16 protein-coding genes are annotated in these 17304 nt (G+C 71.2%); 4 read left to right on the forward strand and 12 right to left on the reverse strand.

Annotated features, from left to right (window positions below; translation table 11 throughout):
• The first annotated feature begins 326 nt into the window (after positions 1–326).
• Positions 327–671 (forward strand): S10 family serine carboxypeptidase-like protein, encoded by a 345-nt coding sequence (locus LE181_RS02810; RefSeq protein WP_225659270.1) that lies wholly within the window; start codon positions 327–329, stop codon positions 669–671.
• A gap of 133 nt (positions 672–804) precedes the next feature.
• Here the strand turns inward: LE181_RS02810 and LE181_RS02815 are convergent, their stop codons facing one another.
• From LE181_RS02815 to LE181_RS02830, 4 genes are read right to left on the reverse strand one after another with little or no spacing between them, the layout of a single operon-like run.
• Complete coding sequence (locus tag LE181_RS02815; protein ID WP_225659271.1) at positions 805–966, reverse strand: lasso RiPP family leader peptide-containing protein; 162 nt, start codon at positions 964–966, stop codon at positions 805–807.
• Positions 967–995: 29 nt separating this feature from the next.
• Complete coding sequence (locus LE181_RS02820) at positions 996–2843, reverse strand: asparagine synthase-related protein (RefSeq protein WP_225659272.1); 1848 nt, start codon at positions 2841–2843, stop codon at positions 996–998.
• Positions 2844–2865: 22 nt separating this feature from the next.
• On the reverse strand, positions 2866–3294 hold the full coding sequence (locus LE181_RS02825; RefSeq protein ID WP_225659273.1) for a lasso peptide biosynthesis B2 protein: 429 nt from the start codon (positions 3292–3294) through the stop codon (positions 2866–2868).
• Positions 3291–3554, reverse strand: a complete 264-nt coding sequence (locus tag LE181_RS02830) for a lasso peptide biosynthesis PqqD family chaperone (protein ID WP_225659274.1) — start codon at positions 3552–3554, stop codon at positions 3291–3293. The genes LE181_RS02825 and LE181_RS02830 overlap by 4 nt, the downstream gene beginning before the upstream one ends.
• Before the next feature lie 452 nt (positions 3555–4006).
• On the opposite strand from LE181_RS02830, the gene LE181_RS02835 reads away from it, so the two are divergent.
• Positions 4007–4789: a hypothetical protein gene (locus tag LE181_RS02835; protein ID WP_225659275.1), complete on the forward strand. Its 783-nt coding sequence runs from the start codon at positions 4007–4009 to the stop codon at positions 4787–4789.
• Positions 4790–4808: 19 nt separating this feature from the next.
• On the opposite strand, the gene LE181_RS02840 is transcribed toward LE181_RS02835, so the two are convergent.
• A complete protein-coding gene (locus LE181_RS02840; RefSeq protein ID WP_225659276.1) occupies positions 4809–6380 on the reverse strand; it encodes an FAD-dependent monooxygenase in 1572 nt (523 codons plus the stop codon).
• A gap of 227 nt (positions 6381–6607) precedes the next feature.
• Between LE181_RS02840 and LE181_RS02845 the strand changes: the two genes are divergently transcribed.
• Positions 6608–7522 (forward strand): alpha/beta fold hydrolase, encoded by a 915-nt coding sequence (locus tag LE181_RS02845; RefSeq protein WP_225659277.1) that lies wholly within the window; start codon positions 6608–6610, stop codon positions 7520–7522.
• A 52-nt stretch (positions 7523–7574) separates the two neighbouring features.
• Positions 7575–8312: a MerR family transcriptional regulator gene (locus tag LE181_RS02850; protein WP_225659278.1), complete on the forward strand. Its 738-nt coding sequence runs from the start codon at positions 7575–7577 to the stop codon at positions 8310–8312.
• A gap of 202 nt (positions 8313–8514) precedes the next feature.
• Here the strand turns inward: LE181_RS02850 and LE181_RS02855 are convergent, their stop codons facing one another.
• From LE181_RS02855 to LE181_RS02885, 7 genes are all read right to left on the reverse strand, one after another.
• A complete protein-coding gene (locus tag LE181_RS02855) occupies positions 8515–8748 on the reverse strand; it encodes a chaplin (RefSeq protein ID WP_225659279.1) in 234 nt (77 codons plus the stop codon).
• Positions 8749–9383: 635 nt separating this feature from the next.
• Positions 9384–10325 (reverse strand): TIGR01777 family oxidoreductase, encoded by a 942-nt coding sequence (locus tag LE181_RS02860; RefSeq protein WP_225659280.1) that lies wholly within the window; start codon positions 10323–10325, stop codon positions 9384–9386.
• Positions 10326–10372: 47 nt separating this feature from the next.
• Positions 10373–10723: a hypothetical protein gene (locus LE181_RS02865; protein WP_443742917.1), complete on the reverse strand. Its 351-nt coding sequence runs from the start codon at positions 10721–10723 to the stop codon at positions 10373–10375.
• Positions 10724–10928: 205 nt separating this feature from the next.
• The gene (locus LE181_RS02870; RefSeq protein ID WP_225659281.1) at positions 10929–12179 is read right to left on the reverse strand and encodes a glycosyltransferase; all 1251 of its coding nucleotides are present in this window, start codon (positions 12177–12179) and stop codon (positions 10929–10931) included.
• Positions 12180–12278: 99 nt separating this feature from the next.
• On the reverse strand, positions 12279–14864 hold the full coding sequence (locus LE181_RS02875; protein WP_225659282.1) for an ATP-binding protein: 2586 nt from the start codon (positions 14862–14864) through the stop codon (positions 12279–12281).
• Positions 14865–14899: 35 nt separating this feature from the next.
• Positions 14900–15925 carry a PhlD gene (locus tag LE181_RS02880; RefSeq protein WP_225659283.1) on the reverse strand — a complete coding sequence of 342 codons (1026 nt, stop codon included), beginning with the start codon at positions 15923–15925 and terminating at the stop codon, positions 14900–14902.
• Between the two features lie 441 nt (positions 15926–16366).
• Positions 16367–17269 (reverse strand): oxidoreductase, encoded by a 903-nt coding sequence (locus LE181_RS02885; protein WP_225659284.1) that lies wholly within the window; start codon positions 17267–17269, stop codon positions 16367–16369.
• Between the last annotated feature and the right edge of the window lie 35 nt (positions 17270–17304).

The raw sequence follows: 17304 nt of genomic DNA on the forward strand, positions 1-17304 counted from the left end.
TGCGGCGACTACGGGTGACGACCGGAATTCCCACTGCGCAGCGGCGGCTCCGTTGAGGGATATGGCACGTGCGTCCGACGCCATCATGGCCTGTTGTGCCCACTCGGGTACCGGTCATTGTGAACTGCTTCGGTGTGGGACACACCGGTTATGCGGTGAGGCGCAGCTGCACTGTGGGACGTGCGTGAAGGCGGCGCAGAGCTCCCATGGCGTGCGTGGGACAACTGTCGTCAGCTGGTGCCGGGCTCGACCACATATTCACGTGGCGGGAATGGCATTCGCACCCCTACTCCCCCCTTTCGCTGCAGTCCGGATCCTCGCCAGCCTTGTCCAGCACGAAAAAGGCGGAAACTTCGACCTCTACGACGTGCGACGCTGGGACGACCTGTCCATGGGGGCGCTACGCGCCTACCTCGAAAGCATGGCGCAACGCTCCCCGGCTGATCTGGACCCAGGCACAGGGCAAGCCCAAGGGATTCGTCCGTCGCCTCAGGAACCTGACGCAGGTCAGCCTGCCTGATTCCGGGCACCAGGTGCCGGCGTTCCAGCCGCAGATCTGCCGGGAGATGCTGTACAACTGGCTCTTCGACCGCCCCTTCCCCGGCTACGACCCGCAACATCTGCTCAAGCAGTGCCATCGCAACGGCAACGCCGGCCTGCGAAAGGCGTGAACGCATCCCCGCCGAGGCCGAGGAACGACTCGGGAGGGTCCGCCTTTCCCCTGTCCGTTGCGCGCCACAGAGAGGCGCGGTCCGCTCTCCCGAAGGGAGGCGTACCGCGCCTCTCCCGTGCGGCGTGCGGGTCTCAGCTGGCCGGCATGTAGTACCACCAGCGGCCCGGCTGTCCGCCCTCGACGCGGTTGCCCGAGGGTGTCCCCATGGTCAGCTCGGCGAAGTCGCCGACCTCCACCATGGCGGGTGGTTCGTAGACGCTCTGTTCCTGATGCTGTGCCCTCTGCTGTTCCATATCGGTGTCCCCTCTCGTCCCCTGCCTGATCACTGGCAGGACGTGGTGTCCTGGCGGCACCCGGTGGCGTGGCCGCGCAGCCAGAGCTCGCAACCGAGGGTGGCGTCCAGGGCGTCGGCCAGTCCGTACGGGCTCGGGTGGACGGTGAGCAGTGCCGTGCGGAAGGCGGTCGCGTCGATCAGCCCTGCGCGGGCCAGCGCCGAGGTGTCGCACACGTCGAGGAGCGTGGCGCGGTTCCGGCGCACGGCGTCGTGGAAGTCGGTGCTGTACTCCCCCTTGGTGGACCGGTCCAGCACGGCGGCGGTCACGATCGGGCGCAGCGCGTCGACGAGCACCGGCTTGTAGCGCCCGGGGGCGTTGCGCTCGGCGACCCGTACGGACAACGCCGCCTCGATGACGCAGTCGTCCAGGAAGGGCGCGGCGTACTCCAGGCCCTTGGCCGAGGTGAGGCGGTCCAGCTGTGCTGCGCCGAGGGCGCCTGCCCGCACGCAGGCGAGCGCCATGTGCTGGCCGCGTTGCCGGGCGAGCGGTTCCGTGCCGGCGGTGGCGGCCTCGCGCAGGGCGTCCCGGGCGGTGCGTACCGCGTCGGGGGTCGCCCAGACCGGCATGCGCTGCTCCGTGCCCCAGGCGAGCGGGAGCGCGCGGGCGGTCTCGGAGAGGGAGGGAACCGGGCCGGTGAGGCCGTCCGCCCAGGTGGCCAGCCACTGGCTGTAGGAGCTGCGGTCGGCCAGGCCGCGGAGCACGGGCCAGAGCGGGCCCTGGAGGAAGGCTCGTTGCCGGCGGATGCGGGCGAGCGCTGCCAGGGGGTGGCTGCGGACGTAGTCGTGCAGGTGCTGGGGCAGGGCGGTGAACAGCTCGTCAGCGGCGCCGCCCGTCATGTGCAGGCGCGAGCCGCGGTCGGTCATCCACTGAGTGAACGCCTCGATCCGGGCGGCGTCGCGGGCCCACTGGCCGGGCTCTCCTCCGGTGTCGGTCGCGTCGGCCAGGTCGCTGTACCAGAGGGGTGCGCGATCGGCGTCGGACACCACGTGGTCGGCGGCGGGGAGTTCGGCCGCGGCGCGCTCGGCCCAGGCAGTGTCGTCGTTGCTCGCGTCGCAGCTCGCCCAGCGCATGGTGACCAGGCGTGCGGTGCCGTCGCGGGCGGCGAGGAAGCAGAGGCTGGTGGAGTCCATGCCGCCGGAGAGGTCCGCGCTGATGGTGCCACCGGCGGCCGTACAGGATCCGACGGCGGCCTCCAGTGCCTTCCGTACCGCGTGGGCGCCTTCTGCAGCCGGCAGTTCCGGCTCGGGTACGGTCCACCAGCGGCGGGTGTGTGCCTGCCCGTCCGGCTCGATGACCAGGCAGTCGTGAGGGCGGACCGTCTCGACGCCCTTCCACACGCTCCGGGAGTCGAGGGGGTAGGGGGGTGGTGCGGACAGCAGCCGCAGGGCCAGCGCCCTTTCGTCGAAGCTCGCTTCGGTGAGGGTTGCAAGCGTGTCCGTCCTGCAGGCTCCGATCGTTGCCGGGCCGACCCGCGCGTGGTGCATCTGTCGCACCCCTGACGCGCTGCCGCGGGCCGCGACCCGGCCGCCGATCGAGGCGGCCACGTGGAAGCTGCCCGCCAGCCCCCGTACGGCCCGCTCCATCTCCTCGACGTTCCGCACCCGCCGTAGTCCCACCGTGAGTGCTTCGGCGGTGACCGAGCACCGTCCGATCACTGCGAGCCGTGCTGTCCCCTCCTCGGCGACGGTCACTCGCCCGTCGGGCCAGTCGCCCATCAGCCACGGCCGGCCCGAGGCGTGCCCGATGACCCGGGCGGCGCGGGGACGCAGGTCCTGTACGGCAGGCAGGGCCGCGTCGCCGTCGGGGAGGACCGCGAACCACGTGTCGACGGTCATGATGCCCACCCCTTTCCGGCGGTCACGACCGCTGCCGGGTCACGCTCGGCACGACCATGATCCGGCTGTAGTACCCGGCCGGGAAGGGCTCGCCGACCGGCTCCCCGCCGACCTCGACCCAGGCGTGCGCACGGAACGGCTCTGTCCTCACGCCCGTGCACCAGTCGGGCCATGCGCCGCGCATCCGGCACAACACTGCGGTCGCGACGGAGCGTTGCAGGCAGCCCTCCCCCGCACAGCGGGCGCTGACGGCGACCACCGCCTGACGGGCTGCGAGCGCCTGTGCGGCGGCGGCCGGCCCGGCGCCGCGTCGCAGCAGGGCCAGTACGCGGCGGATACGGCGGGGCGGCAGCTGGACGATCAGGCGGGCGAGGCCGACCGCCAGGAGGGCGGGGAGCCGGTGGCGGAAGGCGATGCCTGCCGGGGTGGCCGGGATCATGGGCTGGCTCATGCCGTCATCACCAGGCGGGCCCGGCGCAGGGAGGCGACCAGGGTCGCCACGTCGTGCGCCGCCTGCTCCGCGTCGACGTGCGGATATCGTTCGGCGAGCCGACGGGCGGCCTCCTGCTGGGGCGCGCCGTCGAGCAGTGTGCCGAGGACGAGGGCTGCGGTGCCGTTCAACTGCCAGTAGCGCCCGGTCGCTTCGTTGAGGAGCACCATGCCGTGCTCGGCGCGCGTCGTGGACACCCACGGCTGAAGGACGAGGGTCACGATGCCCCCGGGGCCCGCCGGGGCGTTCGGGTGTGGTCGCCTGGGATGCAGCGCACAGCTGTCGTCGCTCTCACGGAAGGCCCCCCGGTTCTCGCCGTGTGTGCTCGCGCTTCGTGAACCGCCAGCGCAGTGCTGGGAGCCAGAATTCCACGGGTAGCGCTGCAGGGTGGCCGTTGTCCCTCCAAAGGATGGAATGTGGGATAAGCGGATTTGCGGCCCGATGCGCGGTTTCACGCCATCGTCACCGACCTCCCACGCCGTCCGCCCGACTCCCGGACACTGTGCTTGCGCAGTCACCGTCGGCCGGCACCGCGGTCGTCCACTGAGGAAAGTTGACGCAAAACCTTTGCTTTACCTGTATTTGACTTCTTCTTGACCGCGAGTTGCCGGTAGCGTCCGGGCCCGGGTCGGTGATCCCGGCCCCGTGAGCCGTTGATGTCACCGGAGGACGCATGCCTTCTCGTATCGCCACCGCCGTCGCCACGTGCGCACTGAGTCTCGGAGCCCTCGCCTCGGGCGCGGGCGCCGCCACAGCAGCGTCCACGGGTCCCGTCACTCCCCTCAGATCCGCCGACGGCGCGCCGGCTTCGCTCCAGCCGGCGATCGACGCGCGCGCCGCGGCCGTGGACCGGTGCAGCTACCAGGTGGTCCGCACCGACGACTCCCGCTACGTCTACTCCGTGAGCGGGGTCATCGGCGCCGGCACCCGCGAGCTGCCGATCCAGAAGGAGGACTTCGTGAGGTTCTCCGGCGGCTGGCTCAAGGTCGTCCAGGTGGACGCGTGTGCGGGCGGCCAGGGCCAGGCACCCTCCGCGCTCCGCGTCACGGGGAAGCTGGGGAATCCCGAGGGTTACGACCCGTCCGTGCCTCGGACGATCCGCAGCGACTACCTCAAGCCCGCCGCCTCCTCGGCGATCCCGAAGGCACCGGCGCTGACGGCCGTCGACCGCCTCGACGCGGCCACCGTCCGTGTCACCTGGAAGCCCGTGGAGGGCGCCCCGGACCAGGTCATGCTGATGGAGCGCAAGCCCTTCTACAGCAGCGAGGTCGGCATATGGCACCCCTACACGTTCCAGCGGGACGTCCCGGGTGGTGCTACCTCCATGGACCGCAAGCTGGAGCGTCATCGCGACATCCCGCCCGCGGAGCGCACGCACGCCTATTGGATGCGCGTGGTCAAGGACGGCTTCGTCAGCGACCTGCGCGCCGAGACGCCGTTCACGGTCGAGCCGTGAGGACCTGCCCGCCCAGGGCTCAGGTGGGCGCTGGGCGGGTGAGTGCGGTGAGAGCCTGAGGGAGCGAGGAGCCGCTCGGTGGGCCGTCGCTCCACCGGGCGCCGATGTGGCCGTCAGGCCGGACGAGCAGTGCCCCGCGCGGACGAAGGCCCCAGAGTTCGGCGTGCTCGCCGGGAAGGGCCTCGATGCGCACCGGCCATGGTGCGGTGGTCTGCCGCTCCCAGTGAGTGGGGTCCGGGGTGAGCAGCGTGAACCATTCGCCGAGGGCGTCGAGCGTGGAGCGGTTGCGCGAGAGCCAGAGGTGGGGCATGCGATGCCCCGGCTGTGCGGTGGGGACATAGTCCGTGCCTGCGTCGGACGGCTCGGTCGGGGTGCTGTCGTCGGCGAGGACGGCGTCGGAGTGGTAGGTGACGCCGAGCACAAGACCGAGTTGGGCGAAGTACCGCTCCGACCAGGGAAGTTCCATCGGGGGCGGTGTTGCTCCGCTGCCGGCTCGCAGCTGGTCGCGGCGCTGGTCGTGTACGCGGACCATGAGTCGGGTGTTGGCGACGGCCTGGCGGAGGGTCCGGTGGGCGACGGGGTGTCGTTCGGTCTCGTAGGTCTTCAGCAGGTCTCCTCCGGCCCACCCGTGGAGAACACCCGCCAGTTTCCAGCACAGGTTGTGCGCGTCGGCGATGCCGGCGTTCATGCCCATGCCGCCGACGATGGGGATCGCGTGCGCGGCATCGCCGGCCAGCAGGATCCGGCCGTGGCGGAAGCGTTCGGCGACGAACGCGTTCATCACCCAGTGCTGGACCCGCAACACGTCGGCCTGCACCTCGGCACCGGGGCCGAGAGCGCGCGTGACGAGGCCGGGCCAGTCGGCGCGCGCAGCGTCCTCGGGGGTCGGAACGAACCAGGCCCAGCCTCCTTCGGGGTAGAGCGGGGCGAACAGGCCGTGCGCGGTGAAGTAGACGCCGGCGGGCTGGTGGGCGCACCAGTGGTTGAGGTCGGCGTCGAACACGACGGTGGTGAAGCCCCCCATGGCTCCGGGGCCGGTGGTGTCGATCCGCAGCCGTTGCCGGACGGTGGAGTTCGCGCCGTCGGTGGCGAGTACGTACCGGGCACGGACGCGGGTCTCTTCACCGCTCGTGTGGTCGACGAGCACGGCCACGACGCTCTCGGCTTCCTCGGTCAGGTCGATGAGCTCGACCCCGAACCGCATGGGTGCGTCCGTTGCGGCGAGCAGAGTGGGTTCCAGCCGGTCCTGCGAGGTGACCGCGCCGATCACGGGGCTTTCGGGTACCGGCGCATTGATCCCGGTCATCGCGGCTGTGGCGAAGTCGTGGCCGTGGAGGGTGTCGCGGAAGCGGATGCGGCCGTATTCCGGCCTGAAGGCATTGGCCTTGATCCTGGCGGCGAGCCCGAGCTGGCGGTAGATCTCCATCGAGCGCACATTGAGCAGCCGGGACCGGGGAAAGGGCGACAGCTCGCTGTGTTTCTCGACCAGCAATGCCCGCACGCCCCAGCGTGCCAGGAGCGCTCGGGCGGTGAGCCCGACCGGCCCGCCGCCGACGATCAATACCGGAACCTCGCCGTTTGCTACGGGCATGCCGAGTTCCTCATGCTCGCTCACCTTGAGCCTTCCGGGGCATCTGGTGACCGACAGCCGTGTCGTCCGGGGGCTCGGTGGCCGCGTCGACGATGACATGAACCGCCATGAGACCCATCTTCCGCGCCCGGCGGCAGACCGCAATGCCGGTGGGTCCCCCCGTACACCCGAACGTGGCTCCGGCACGGTTTGACCCTGACCCTGCGTCAAGGTTGGAGCCTTGTCGCATGACGAACAACAGCACGTCCCCGGAGCGGCTCGCTCCGCCGGTCGGAGGGTTCCAGGAGATCGACGACCGCCGCGTTTTCGTGCATCGGTCGGGCAGCGGCGGACCGGCCGTCGTGTTCCTGCCGGGCGCCAGCGCGGTCGGCCTGGACTATTTCGGTGTCCAGCAAGAGGTTGCGCGGTTCAGCACCGCTGTGGTGTACGACCGCGGCGGCACCGGTTACAGCGACCTCCTCCCGCTGCCGCGTACGGCCGCCGCTGTCGCCAGGGAACTGCACGAGCTGCTGCGCGCCCAGAGCATCGCCGCACCGTACGTCCTCGTGCCCCACTCCCTCGGCGGCCTCTATGCACACCGGTTCGCACAGTTGTACCCGCAGGACGTGGCGGGACTGGTCTGGCTGGACGCCCTTCAGCGCGACTGGGACACGTTCCTGCCGCCCGCGATGCATCTCGCCGCCTGCGAGCAGATGGGGCCCGGTCTGGAGCAACTCCACCGGATGCGCCCGGCTCTGCGCGAGATGCGCGGCGAGTTGCTCGCGGACTACCCGGAGCACGTGCGGCAACCGCTGATCGATGCCCATGAGAGTGACGAATGGATCCGCGTCGGCATCGCCGAGCGCGGCACATTGGCCGGACTCGCCACGGAACTGCAGGCCGGGCCGAACGTTCCTGACGTCCCGATGATCGCTCTCACCGTGGTGGGTACCGACCCCGCCCAGCAGGCGCTGATGTCGGGGCGGACATGGCAGGAGATACACGACGGCAGGACGCGAATGGACGCGGCCCTGGTGGGCGCGGTCTCGCGCGGGGAACAACGCATCCTCTCCGACACCCTCCACCACCGGCTCTGCTTCGACCGCCCCGATGCCGTGGTCCAGGCGATCCGCGACGTCGTCGACCGGGCGGCTCGCCCCTAGACTCGGGAACCATCGCGTTCCACGCAGACCCGAGGAAGACCTGAGGAGGACGGTGCTCACGATCGGCCGGCTCGCGGCGACCGCGGGGGTGACCGTGCGCACCGTTCGGCACTACCACCACGTCGGCCTCCTGCCCGAGCCCGAGCGCGATGCCTCCGGCTACCGCCGCTACAGCGCGCAAGCGGCGGTGGATCTCATCCGGATCAGGACCCTCGCCGATGCCGGTGTTCCGCTGGCCCGTATCGACGCGCTGCTGCATGCACAGCCGGCCGAGTTCGCCTCCGCCATGACCGACATCGACGCCGCATTGCAGCGCAAGATCGACCAGCTCACCGATTACCGCCGCCGGATCGCCGAATTGTCCGGCGGTGAAAAGCTTTTCCTGCCCCCCGAGGTGGTCGCCGTCCTGGACCGGATGCGCGACCTCGGCATCAGCGAACGGAGGGTGCGGCTGGAGCGCGACGCGTGGATCCTGATGCAGGCACTGGATCCGGGCGCCATGCCGCAGCGGATACGGGAGAAGAACGCCGGCTTCGACGACCCCGAGACGATGCGGCTGTATCTCGCCTGTGATCAATCGGTGGACTGGGATCCGCACGATCCACGCCTGGACCGGCTCATCGACGACCTGGACGCCTGGGAGATCGAACACGAACGGGACGGCAGCCGGCCTGGGTACCTGAAGCTGGTCTCTTCCCGGATCGCCGAGGTATCACCGGCGTGGCAACGCATCCTCGATGCGCTCGCCCACCGCGCCCGGCAGCGCCGAACCGCCGGAAACGGCAGCTGAAGCCGATCCGTTCGTACGGGGCATCCGCGCCCGCGCCGGAGAACCGCCCGCCGGACGCCCCGATGCTGCGCCTCCCGTCACGGCGGCCGACACCAGGAGGCCGCGTGTCCCGCCCCCGTGCGGGAGGGGGCGGAACACGCGGCCGGGTGCGGGTGCGGTGCCTCACCCGCTGCGTCCTCGGCGGCTGGAACCAGGACGCGCGTTACTTGTTGACGAGCACGTTGCCGTACGAGGAGTTGGCGACGCCGACGACCGAGACCGTGTTTCCTCCGACGTTCGGGGAGACGTGCGGAGCGACCTGGACGACGTTGCCGGCGGCCACGCCCGGCGACTTGGTGGCGGCGCCCTGGGCACCGTCGGCGACGGCGGCGGTGGCCCCTGCGCCGAGGGCGGCGGCGGCCATCACGGTCACGGCGGCGGCGTTACGCATGCTCATGGTTCTCTCCATGCTGGTGGGGGAAAGCCAGGGCAAAAACTCTGGCAAGGAAGAGTCTTGTGTATGAAAAGCCGCTGGTGAGACTGACGGCGATATGTTCATCAGCCCTAGTGATCACGGGCCCGGCCTTGACCACCTGTGGGTGGCCCCCGACGCGGCTGGGACGCCCGCCCTGAGACGGTTTCTCCCGCTTCTTCCCACGCCGGAAGCAGACCAGTGACGCTGACCGTGCTGCCGGTCTGAGTTCCGCAGCACGCGTCTCACGGCCCAGCACGAGCGCAAAGTCGCCGCTTCCCGCCAGCTTGCGGTCCGCGCGCGCGGGCACTGCTGCAGCGGCAGCCCGAGGCGGCCATGCTCACAGCGCCGGCCGGTTACCGCCAGTCGCCCACCCCCGAGGCCCGCGGCAGTCTCCTCAGCGCCTACGCCGCCTTCGGCGCCAGCTGGTTCGGCGGGCATACCAGCGCCATGACGGGGGGGCGCGTTCAGCCCCGACGGCGGGACGCCGGCCACGGTCGGCGCCGACACCGCTGCCACCAAGACCTGCGAGACCCTCCGCAACCGTCCGTGGGAAGAACTCGCACCCGACCTGCACTATCCCGCCCCCCGCCCGTAAGGCGCGACGTGCGGGGCGGCCTTCACCGGCGGCGGACGCGGCGTACGAGGTCGGGGGCGGCGTGGTGCCACTGCTCGTACCGGAAAGCGAAGCCGGATTCCGTCAGGCGTCCCGGAACGACGCGACGGCTTTTGAGGAGCAGTTCGGTGTCGGAGCGCAGGGCGAAGGCACCGGTCGCGGCCATCCACTTCGTCGCCGGCAGACCGATCGGCATGCCCCAGGTCCTGCGCAGGATGCGCATGAACGCTCGCTGCGGAAGGGGGCCGGGGGCCGCGAGATTGACCGCTCCGGTGAGGTCCTGCCTGTCAATCAGGAACTCGACCGCGCGCACGAAGTCGTGGTCGTGGATCCAGGAGATGTACTGCGCGCCGCCTGCCACGGGCCCGCCCAGGCCGAGCCTGGCGAGCCACAGAAGGACGTCGAAGACGCCGCCGCGGTCCGGGCTCATCACCATGGCGGAGCGCAGGGCGACCTTCCGGGTGTCCGGGGTCGCGGCGTCCCGTTGTGCCTGTTCCCACCTCCGGGCGATGTCGACGCTGAAGGCCCAGTAGCCCGGCACGCCGGCTTCGCTGCCGCCGATGACGCCGGTCCGCTCGTCGTTGGGGGCGTCGTAGCGGTGGGCGTAGATGGTGGCGGTGCTCATCTGGAGCCAGACGCGGGGCGGACGGCGGGCGGCCGCAATGGCCTCGCCGACGGCGCGGGCGGACTCCACGCGGGAGTCCATCATCTCCCGGAGGTTGTCGTCGGTGTAGCGGCAGCTGACGCTGCGCCCGGCCAGATTGATCACGGCGTCGCTGCCGTCGAGCTCCTGCGTCCAGGGGCCGGGGCTCCGGCCGTCCCAGCGGACGTCGCCGGGTTGCGCCGGGTGGCGGGTGAGGATGACGACCTCATGGCCGGCGGTCGTCAGAGCGCGGCGCAGTATCGTTCCGACCTGGCCTGTTCCGCCCGGTATCACGATCTTCATCTGGTGCCCTTCATGACGGTTCCGACAGCGTCAGGGGCGGCGGCTGTTCAGTGCAGTAGCGAACGCCGGGCCCGGTCGATGGCGCGGAGGACCTCGTCTCGGTGGCCCGCGCGCTGGACCCATGCCGGCAGGCGGGCCACGGCCGTCATCTTCCGCCCCGTCTCGTACCAGGGGGCACGTTCGCGCAGCGACGCCGCCACGAACCTCCGGATGAGATCCAGGTGCTCAAGGTTGTAGGCCCACAGCACGCCGTGCCGGGTCCGGGCCTGCAGCCACAGGGGAAGGCCGAACCAGGGGTCCACTGCAGGGCCCGGCCCGTAGCGGAACACGGGCCCCCGCCCGGCCCGCCGGGACAGCCCGCAGCCCGGGCAGAGCACCCGCCGCTGCCCGGCGGCCACGGGTGTGCCGTCCTGCGCCGCCTCGGGCAGCGGGCCGGGGCGGCGCAGCGCGGACAGCGTACGAGGACGGACGTGAGGAAGGTGTACGAGGTGAGCTGCGGGTCCCTGAACCGGGGCAGCACGGAGGAAGGACCGTTCATCACCTCAGTATCGGCCCGTGCCGCCGGGACGGGGGCAGTGGGGGCGCGCACGCCGGCCGGGCGCCTCAGGCGCGGGCCAGCCGGTCCACGGCGGCGATGACCGGGGCCGTCCCGTCCTCCGCACGGATACGGGCGCCCAGGACACGGGCCCGTTCCCGGTAGGACGGGTCGGTGGTGACGCGCAGCAGGGCGGCGGTCAGGGCGTGCGCGGTGATGTGGCGCAGTGGTACGGCCGGGGGCGCTACACCCAGGGTGGTGAGGCGGGCGGCCCAGAAGCCGGTGTCGAGCTGGAGGGGAAGCGGCACGGCGGGCACGCCCGCGCGCAGGGCCGCCGCCGTGGTGCCCGCCCCTGCGTGGTGCACCACGGCGGCGGTCCGGGGGAAGAGCGCGGCGTGCGGGAGCTCGTCGACGGTGAGCATGTCGTCGCCGTCGGCCTCCAGGCCGCTCCAGCCGCGCTGGATCACCCCGCGCAGTCCGGCCGCGCGCAGGGCCCTCACCACGGTCACGCCCAGCCTGGCCGGGTCGGGCACGGGGATGCTGCCCAGTCCGACGAAGACGGGCGGTGGGCCGGCGGCCAGGAAGTCCTCGACGTGCGGGGGCAGTCCGGCGCCGGGCGGGTCGTGCTGCCACCAGTAGCCGTCGACGGTCAGCTCCGGGCGCCAGTCGCGCGGGCGGGGGACGACGAGCGGGCTGAAGCCGTGCCGGACGGGCCAGCGCCGGCGTTCGCGGGTGCGGCGGGCGGCGCGGGTGCTGCGGGGCGGCAGGCCGAGGCGGGCCCGCAGGGTGCGGGCGGTGCCGGAGTAGACGGCGTCGATGGCGACGTTCACGGCCTGTGCGGCGATCCGGTTGCCGGCCGGGCCCCAGGAGCGGGTGCTCATCACGCTCGGGGCGAACTCGCGGGTGGCATGGAGGGGTTGGAGGTAGACGCCCATGGCGGGCAGTCCGAGCCCCTCGGCGAGGGTGTGCCCGACCAACTGCAGCGAGCTCGACACGAGGAGGGCGTCGGCCTCCTGTGCGGCCGACAGGAAGCCGTCCGCCATCCGTCCCGCGCCCTGCCGGGCGAGCGCGAAGGCCCGGGCCCGCTGTACCGCATCGTTGGCGCTGCGTTTCAGTGCGCGTCCTCGGGCACTGTCCAGCTCCGCCCGAGGGTCCACCGGCAGCGGGTGGAAGCCCATGCCCGCGTCCTCGGCAAGAGGCCGGAACCGGGCATGGGTGACCAGGGTGACCCGGTGCCCGGCCCGCTCCAGGGCGTGCCCCAGCCCGGTGTAGGGAGCAACGTCACCACGCGAACCAGCGGTTAACAGAGCCACTCTCATGTACAGCAGTATGGCGAAGAAGGTGCTGTAGCGAACCGTCGAGAACAAGCCGCCGATGCGGTGGCGTGTGAGGGCGATCGCCGGTGCAGGCCCGGGCGTTCACGCACCGGAGGTGTTCCGGGGGGAGCGTGCCTGTGCGGCGGCCTGCTCGGCCTCGGCTGCTGCCGCGTGATCGCCGGCCAACTCGTGTGCCTTGGCCAGGGTGTCCAGGCCCACGGCCAGCCAGGTCTGGGCACCGATGCGCCGCCACAGCCTGACAGCGGCCTCGGCGCGCCGGCGGGCGTGCGTGGGGCGGCCGACGGCCAGCTGGGCCTCGGCAAGGGCGTAGAGGGTTGCCGCCTCGCCCCACAGATTGCCGAATTCGCGGTAGGCCCACAGGCTCCGGGCCAGCGACCGACGCCCTTCCCGGTGTTCGCCGAGGCGCACCAGTACGTCTCCGAGCCAGCAGGTCGCGTGGGTGGCGCCGAGCCGGTCGCCGAGGTCCTCGCTGATCGAGGCGGCCAGCCGGAAGGAGTCGGCGGCGAGCGGATAGGCGCCGCGTGCGCGGTGGCTTTGTCCCAGGCAGCGCAAGGCTTGGGCCTCGCCGGGCCGGTAGCCCCCGCTCCGGCTCGCTTGCAGGCACTCGGTGAAGCGTTCCATGGCCGCCTCGACACGGCCCTGTTCGAGGTCGATGACGCCGATGCCGTTGGTCGCGTAGACGAGGCAGTTGATGTTTTCCGCCGATCGGGCCAGGTCGGCGGCCTTCTCGAAGTGACGCACGGCTGAGGAGTACTGGCCGAGCAGGCGGTGGACGTACGCCAGTCCGGCCATGGCGCTGGCCCGGTAGGTCGGCCCCATCCCCTCGGCGAGGAGCAGTGCCTGTTCGAAGTGCTCCAGCGCCTCCGGGTACCGGTCGAGGATGGTGGTGAGCTCGCCGAGGCAGCGGTGGAGCTGGGAGGCCGTGCGTCTGTCGCCGACGGCCAGCGCCGCCTTGAGCCCGCGTCCTTGGAGCCGCTCCCAGTCGTCGAAGTGGCTGCCGACCTGGAAGAGCGTCGTCAGCGCTGTCGCCAGCCCGGCCGCCGGTGCGATGTCCGACCGGTCGAGTGCTTGGTCCGCCACGTCGATGAGGAACTGGCGTTCCTCGTTGAACCACGCCATCGGGTCGACGAACAGTTGCTCGACGTCCGTGGTGGAGAGCCGCCAGGACGCCAGGTCGGTCTGTGAGATGCCCTGGAAGTCGACGCTGAGCGTTTCCGCCGCGAGGTCGGCGAGGTGCAGGCTCGCTCCGAGCAGCCGGGTGAGCGCGGCAGTGCGGTCCTGTGGCGAGTCCTCCTGTTCCGCTCGCTCCCGGCCCAGCAGTCGCACCAGGTCGTGCAGCTGATAGCGGAAGCCGGTGGTGCCGACCGACCTGACGCCCACCAGGTGGACCTCGACCAAGTCGTCGAGCACGTTCTCCGCGCGCGCCAGGTCCACGTCCAGCAGCGCCGCCAGGGCCCAGGCCCCGAAGTCGGGTCCGGGCAGCAGCGCGAGCATCCGCAGCGCGTGCCGTGTTCCGGCTGCCATCGCCCGGTAGGTGAGTTCGAGGCTGGCCCGTACGGCGATGTGACCGACTGCCAGTTCGTCGAGTTTGCGCTGTTCGTCGGCGAGGGCGCGGGCGACTTTGGCCAGTGGCCAGTGCGGCCGTGCGGCCAGGCGCGCCCCGGCGACCCAGACCGCCAGGGGGAGGCCGTCGCAGGTTTCCACGATGGAGCGGGCGGAGTCGAACTCGGCGGCGGTGCGGTCGGGTCCCAGCATCTCGCGCAGCAGTGCGAGCCCTGTCGCGGAGTCCAGAACGCCCAGGGAGAGCCGGCGACCGCCCAGGTCCGCCAGGGTGGTTCTGCTGGTGACGATGGTTGCGCAGCGCGTGCCGTTGGGCAGGAGGTCGTTCACCTGCTGGGCGTCGGCCGCGTTGTCCAGAACGACCAGTGTCTTCCGCTGGGCCAGCACGGTGCGGTAGAGGTCGATCCTGCCGGGCAGCTCCGGGGGTACGGCGCCCCCGCGTACGCCGAGGGCGCGGAGGAACGCGCCCAGGACGGTGAACGGCTCGGCCGGCTCGTCGCCGAAACCCCGCAGGTCCACGTAGAGCTGGCCGTCGGGGAAGCGGGGGGCGAGCAGATGACCCGCGTGCACGGCGAAGGCCGTCTTTCCGACACCGGCGGGGCCGGTGACCACCAGGGTCACCGGCCCAGGTCTCTCCTGGCCGAGCAGACGTGAGGCTTCGTTCAGCTCGTGGTCCCGGCCGACGAAGAGGGAATGGTCCGCCGGCAGCAGGCACGGGACGAACTGCCGCCCGATCGCCGGGTCCCGTTCCTGAAGGCCGGATCCGATGGTGCCGGCCGGTCGGTCCGCGGCCGGTCCGGGGTCGTCCGTCGTGGGTGCGTGACCTTCCCGGAGCGCCAGTGCGCAGCGCGCCTCGACCCATTCCTTCACCGTGGCGGGGTCACCGCCGCACGCCCGGACCAGGGCCACCACGATGTCCTTGCCCGGCAAGGAGGCCCGGTTGAGCGCGCTGGCGAGGGTGCTCACCGGAAGGTGTTCGCCGGCCTTGCGCGCTTCGCGTTCCAACGCCCGGTAGGAGAGGCCGGAACGGACCTTCATGGTGCGCAGCAGGGCGACGAACTCGGCAGCGGTCCCGGCCGCACCGGGTGTGGGTAACGGCGTGGTCACAATGCGACATGTTATCGAAGGGGGCTCCGGTGGGGCTATCCGCCTGCACCGGCGGGGCGCGCTCCGGAAGCCGTTTCCGTATCACTGCCACGGGTGTGCGGGGGTATGAAGGAAGGGCGGTTCTCGTGCCATGTGGCGTGGAGCGCGGTGGTGGTGAAGCCGGGGCCGAATCCCAGAACGAGGCCCGTTGCGCCTGACGCGGGAGGGCGGTCGTACACGCGTGCCAGCACGTCGAGTACGGCGGGTCCGCCGATGTTGCCGATGTGGCGCAGGCATTCCCAGGACGGGGCCAGATCGCTGTCGGTCATTCCGAGGGCATCCGCCGCCTGGTGCAGGATTCCCGGTCCGCCGGGGTGGACGACGGCGAAGTCCGGGCGCACGTCTTCGGTGCGCAGCCACTCCAGGACGCGGGGCATGACCCTGGTGACCGCGCGGGTTGCCGCGTCGGTGCTGTCGAAGTGGAATCCGGCCTCGTCGATGGCGCCCCAGTAGGCGTTCCGGCTGTCGGGCAAGAGGTATTCCAGCGTCGCGTGCAGGCGCAGGCCGGGGCCCAGAGGTTCGGCGGAGACGACCGTCGCGGCGGCGCCGTCGCCGAAGAGTCCCTTGTAGATGATGGACTGCTTGGTGGTCTCCGAGCGGTGGTACGACGTCGACAGCTTTTCCGCGACCACGACGAGGGCGCGGCTGCCCGGGTGAGCCCGCACGTGGTCCGCTGCCTTGGCCAGGCCCTGGGCACCACCGACGCATGCCAGGGATCCCATCTCCACGCGGCGGACGTCCGATCGCAGCCCGAGCTCACCGATCAGCCGGACGGCCAGGCCGGGGCACTGCCATGAGGAGGTATGGCTGGTGACCACCGCGTCGATGTCCTCCGGGGACAGCCGCGCGTGTGCCAGGGCTTGGCGGGCGGCATCGGCCGCCAGGCCCAGGCACTCGTCGAAGGCGGCCCGGTTGCGTTCGGCTATGCCGGCAGGCGCGGAAAACAGAGGGTCCGTCAGGGGTCTGGTGAAGTAGCGCGTCTCCACCTGCACGGCGTTGAGCAGCCGGGAGACCACACCCATGCTCCGTGGGTCGACGGTTGGGCGGATGTCATCCTCGATGTCCGTGACGGACACCCTGTGTCCACCGAGCGCAACGGCGGGGCGGGAGACATATGCGGGCATGGGGTACCTCCGGTGGTGCAGGTATGACAAGAAAGGTCATTACGAGCACCTCTGGAGGAAACCCCCGGTCCGTCGTGGACCTTCTGCATTCCGCTCAAGCGGAAGCGCACCATGCAGGGTTTTGCTTGTCGCGCGGGATGGCGGGGGCCGAGTCGATCCGGGCGCCCAAGGGCCCTTCACCTCGCCTCGACAGCGGTGCCCGCAGTGACGGTGCGGTGCAGGACCAGTGAAACCGCACGCTGTGTTCCCTGTCGAGGGTTGCCCGTTGCCTCTTGGACGGATGCCAGGGAAACCCCGCCTGACCTGCGAAGATCCTCAGCGCCAGGGGGCTGCCGCACGTCATTGGCGGTGCACGGCGTCGAGGCGGGCGAGCTCGTCCTCCGAGAGCCGCAGGGCGCCGGCGGCCACGTTGGCCGCCAGGTGGTCCAGGTCGCCGGTGCCGGGGATGGCCAGTACGTGGGGGCCGCGGTGCAGCGTCCAGGCGATCCGTATCTGGGCGGGGCCGGCCCCGTGTGCCCGGGCCACGTCCAGGATCTCCGGGTGGTCGGAGTCGGTCGCTCCTGTTTGGCGGCCGGTGGCGGCGATCGCGTAGAACGGTACGAAGGCGATGCCCTGTTCGCCGCAGGTGCGGAGGAGTGTGTCCTGGTCGGGCCGCATGCCGATTCCGTACGGATTCTGCACACACACCACCGGGGCGATGGCCTGGGCCTCGGCGAGGTGGGCGGGGGTGACGTTGGAGATGCCGAGGTGACGGATGAGGCCGGCGTCGCGCAGTTCGGCCAGGGCGCCGAACCGTTCGGCGATCGATTCGGTGCCGAGGATGCGCAGGTTCACCACGTCCAGGTGGTCGCGACCGAGCTGGCGCAGGTTCTCCTCGACCTGTCCGCGCAGCTGCCCGGGCGTCGCGTGGGGCAGCCACTCACCGGACGGGTCGCGTCCAGGGCCGACCTTGGTGGTGATGACGAGATCGTCCGCGTAGGGGCCCAGGGCCCGGTTGATCAGCTCGTTGGCGGAGCGCAACGAGGAGAAGTAGAAGGCGGCGGTGTCGATGTGGTTCACACCGAGCTCGACGGCGCGGCGCAGCACGCCTATTGCCTGGTCGCGGTCGCGGGGAACGGCGTCGGGGATGAGCGCTTCGCCGGTCTGCGGCAGGCGCATGGCGCCGAAGCCGATCCGGTTGACCACGAGGTCTCCCAGCGTCCAGGTTCCTGCTGCCGCCGCGTTGATCGTCTGTGAGGTCATGGCCGGAATGATGCGCACACCCGTAGGGTGACCGC

Source organism: Streptomyces sichuanensis (assembly GCF_020328095.1).
In the GTDB taxonomy this organism is placed as follows: domain Bacteria; phylum Actinomycetota; class Actinomycetes; order Streptomycetales; family Streptomycetaceae; genus Streptomyces; species Streptomyces cinnamoneus.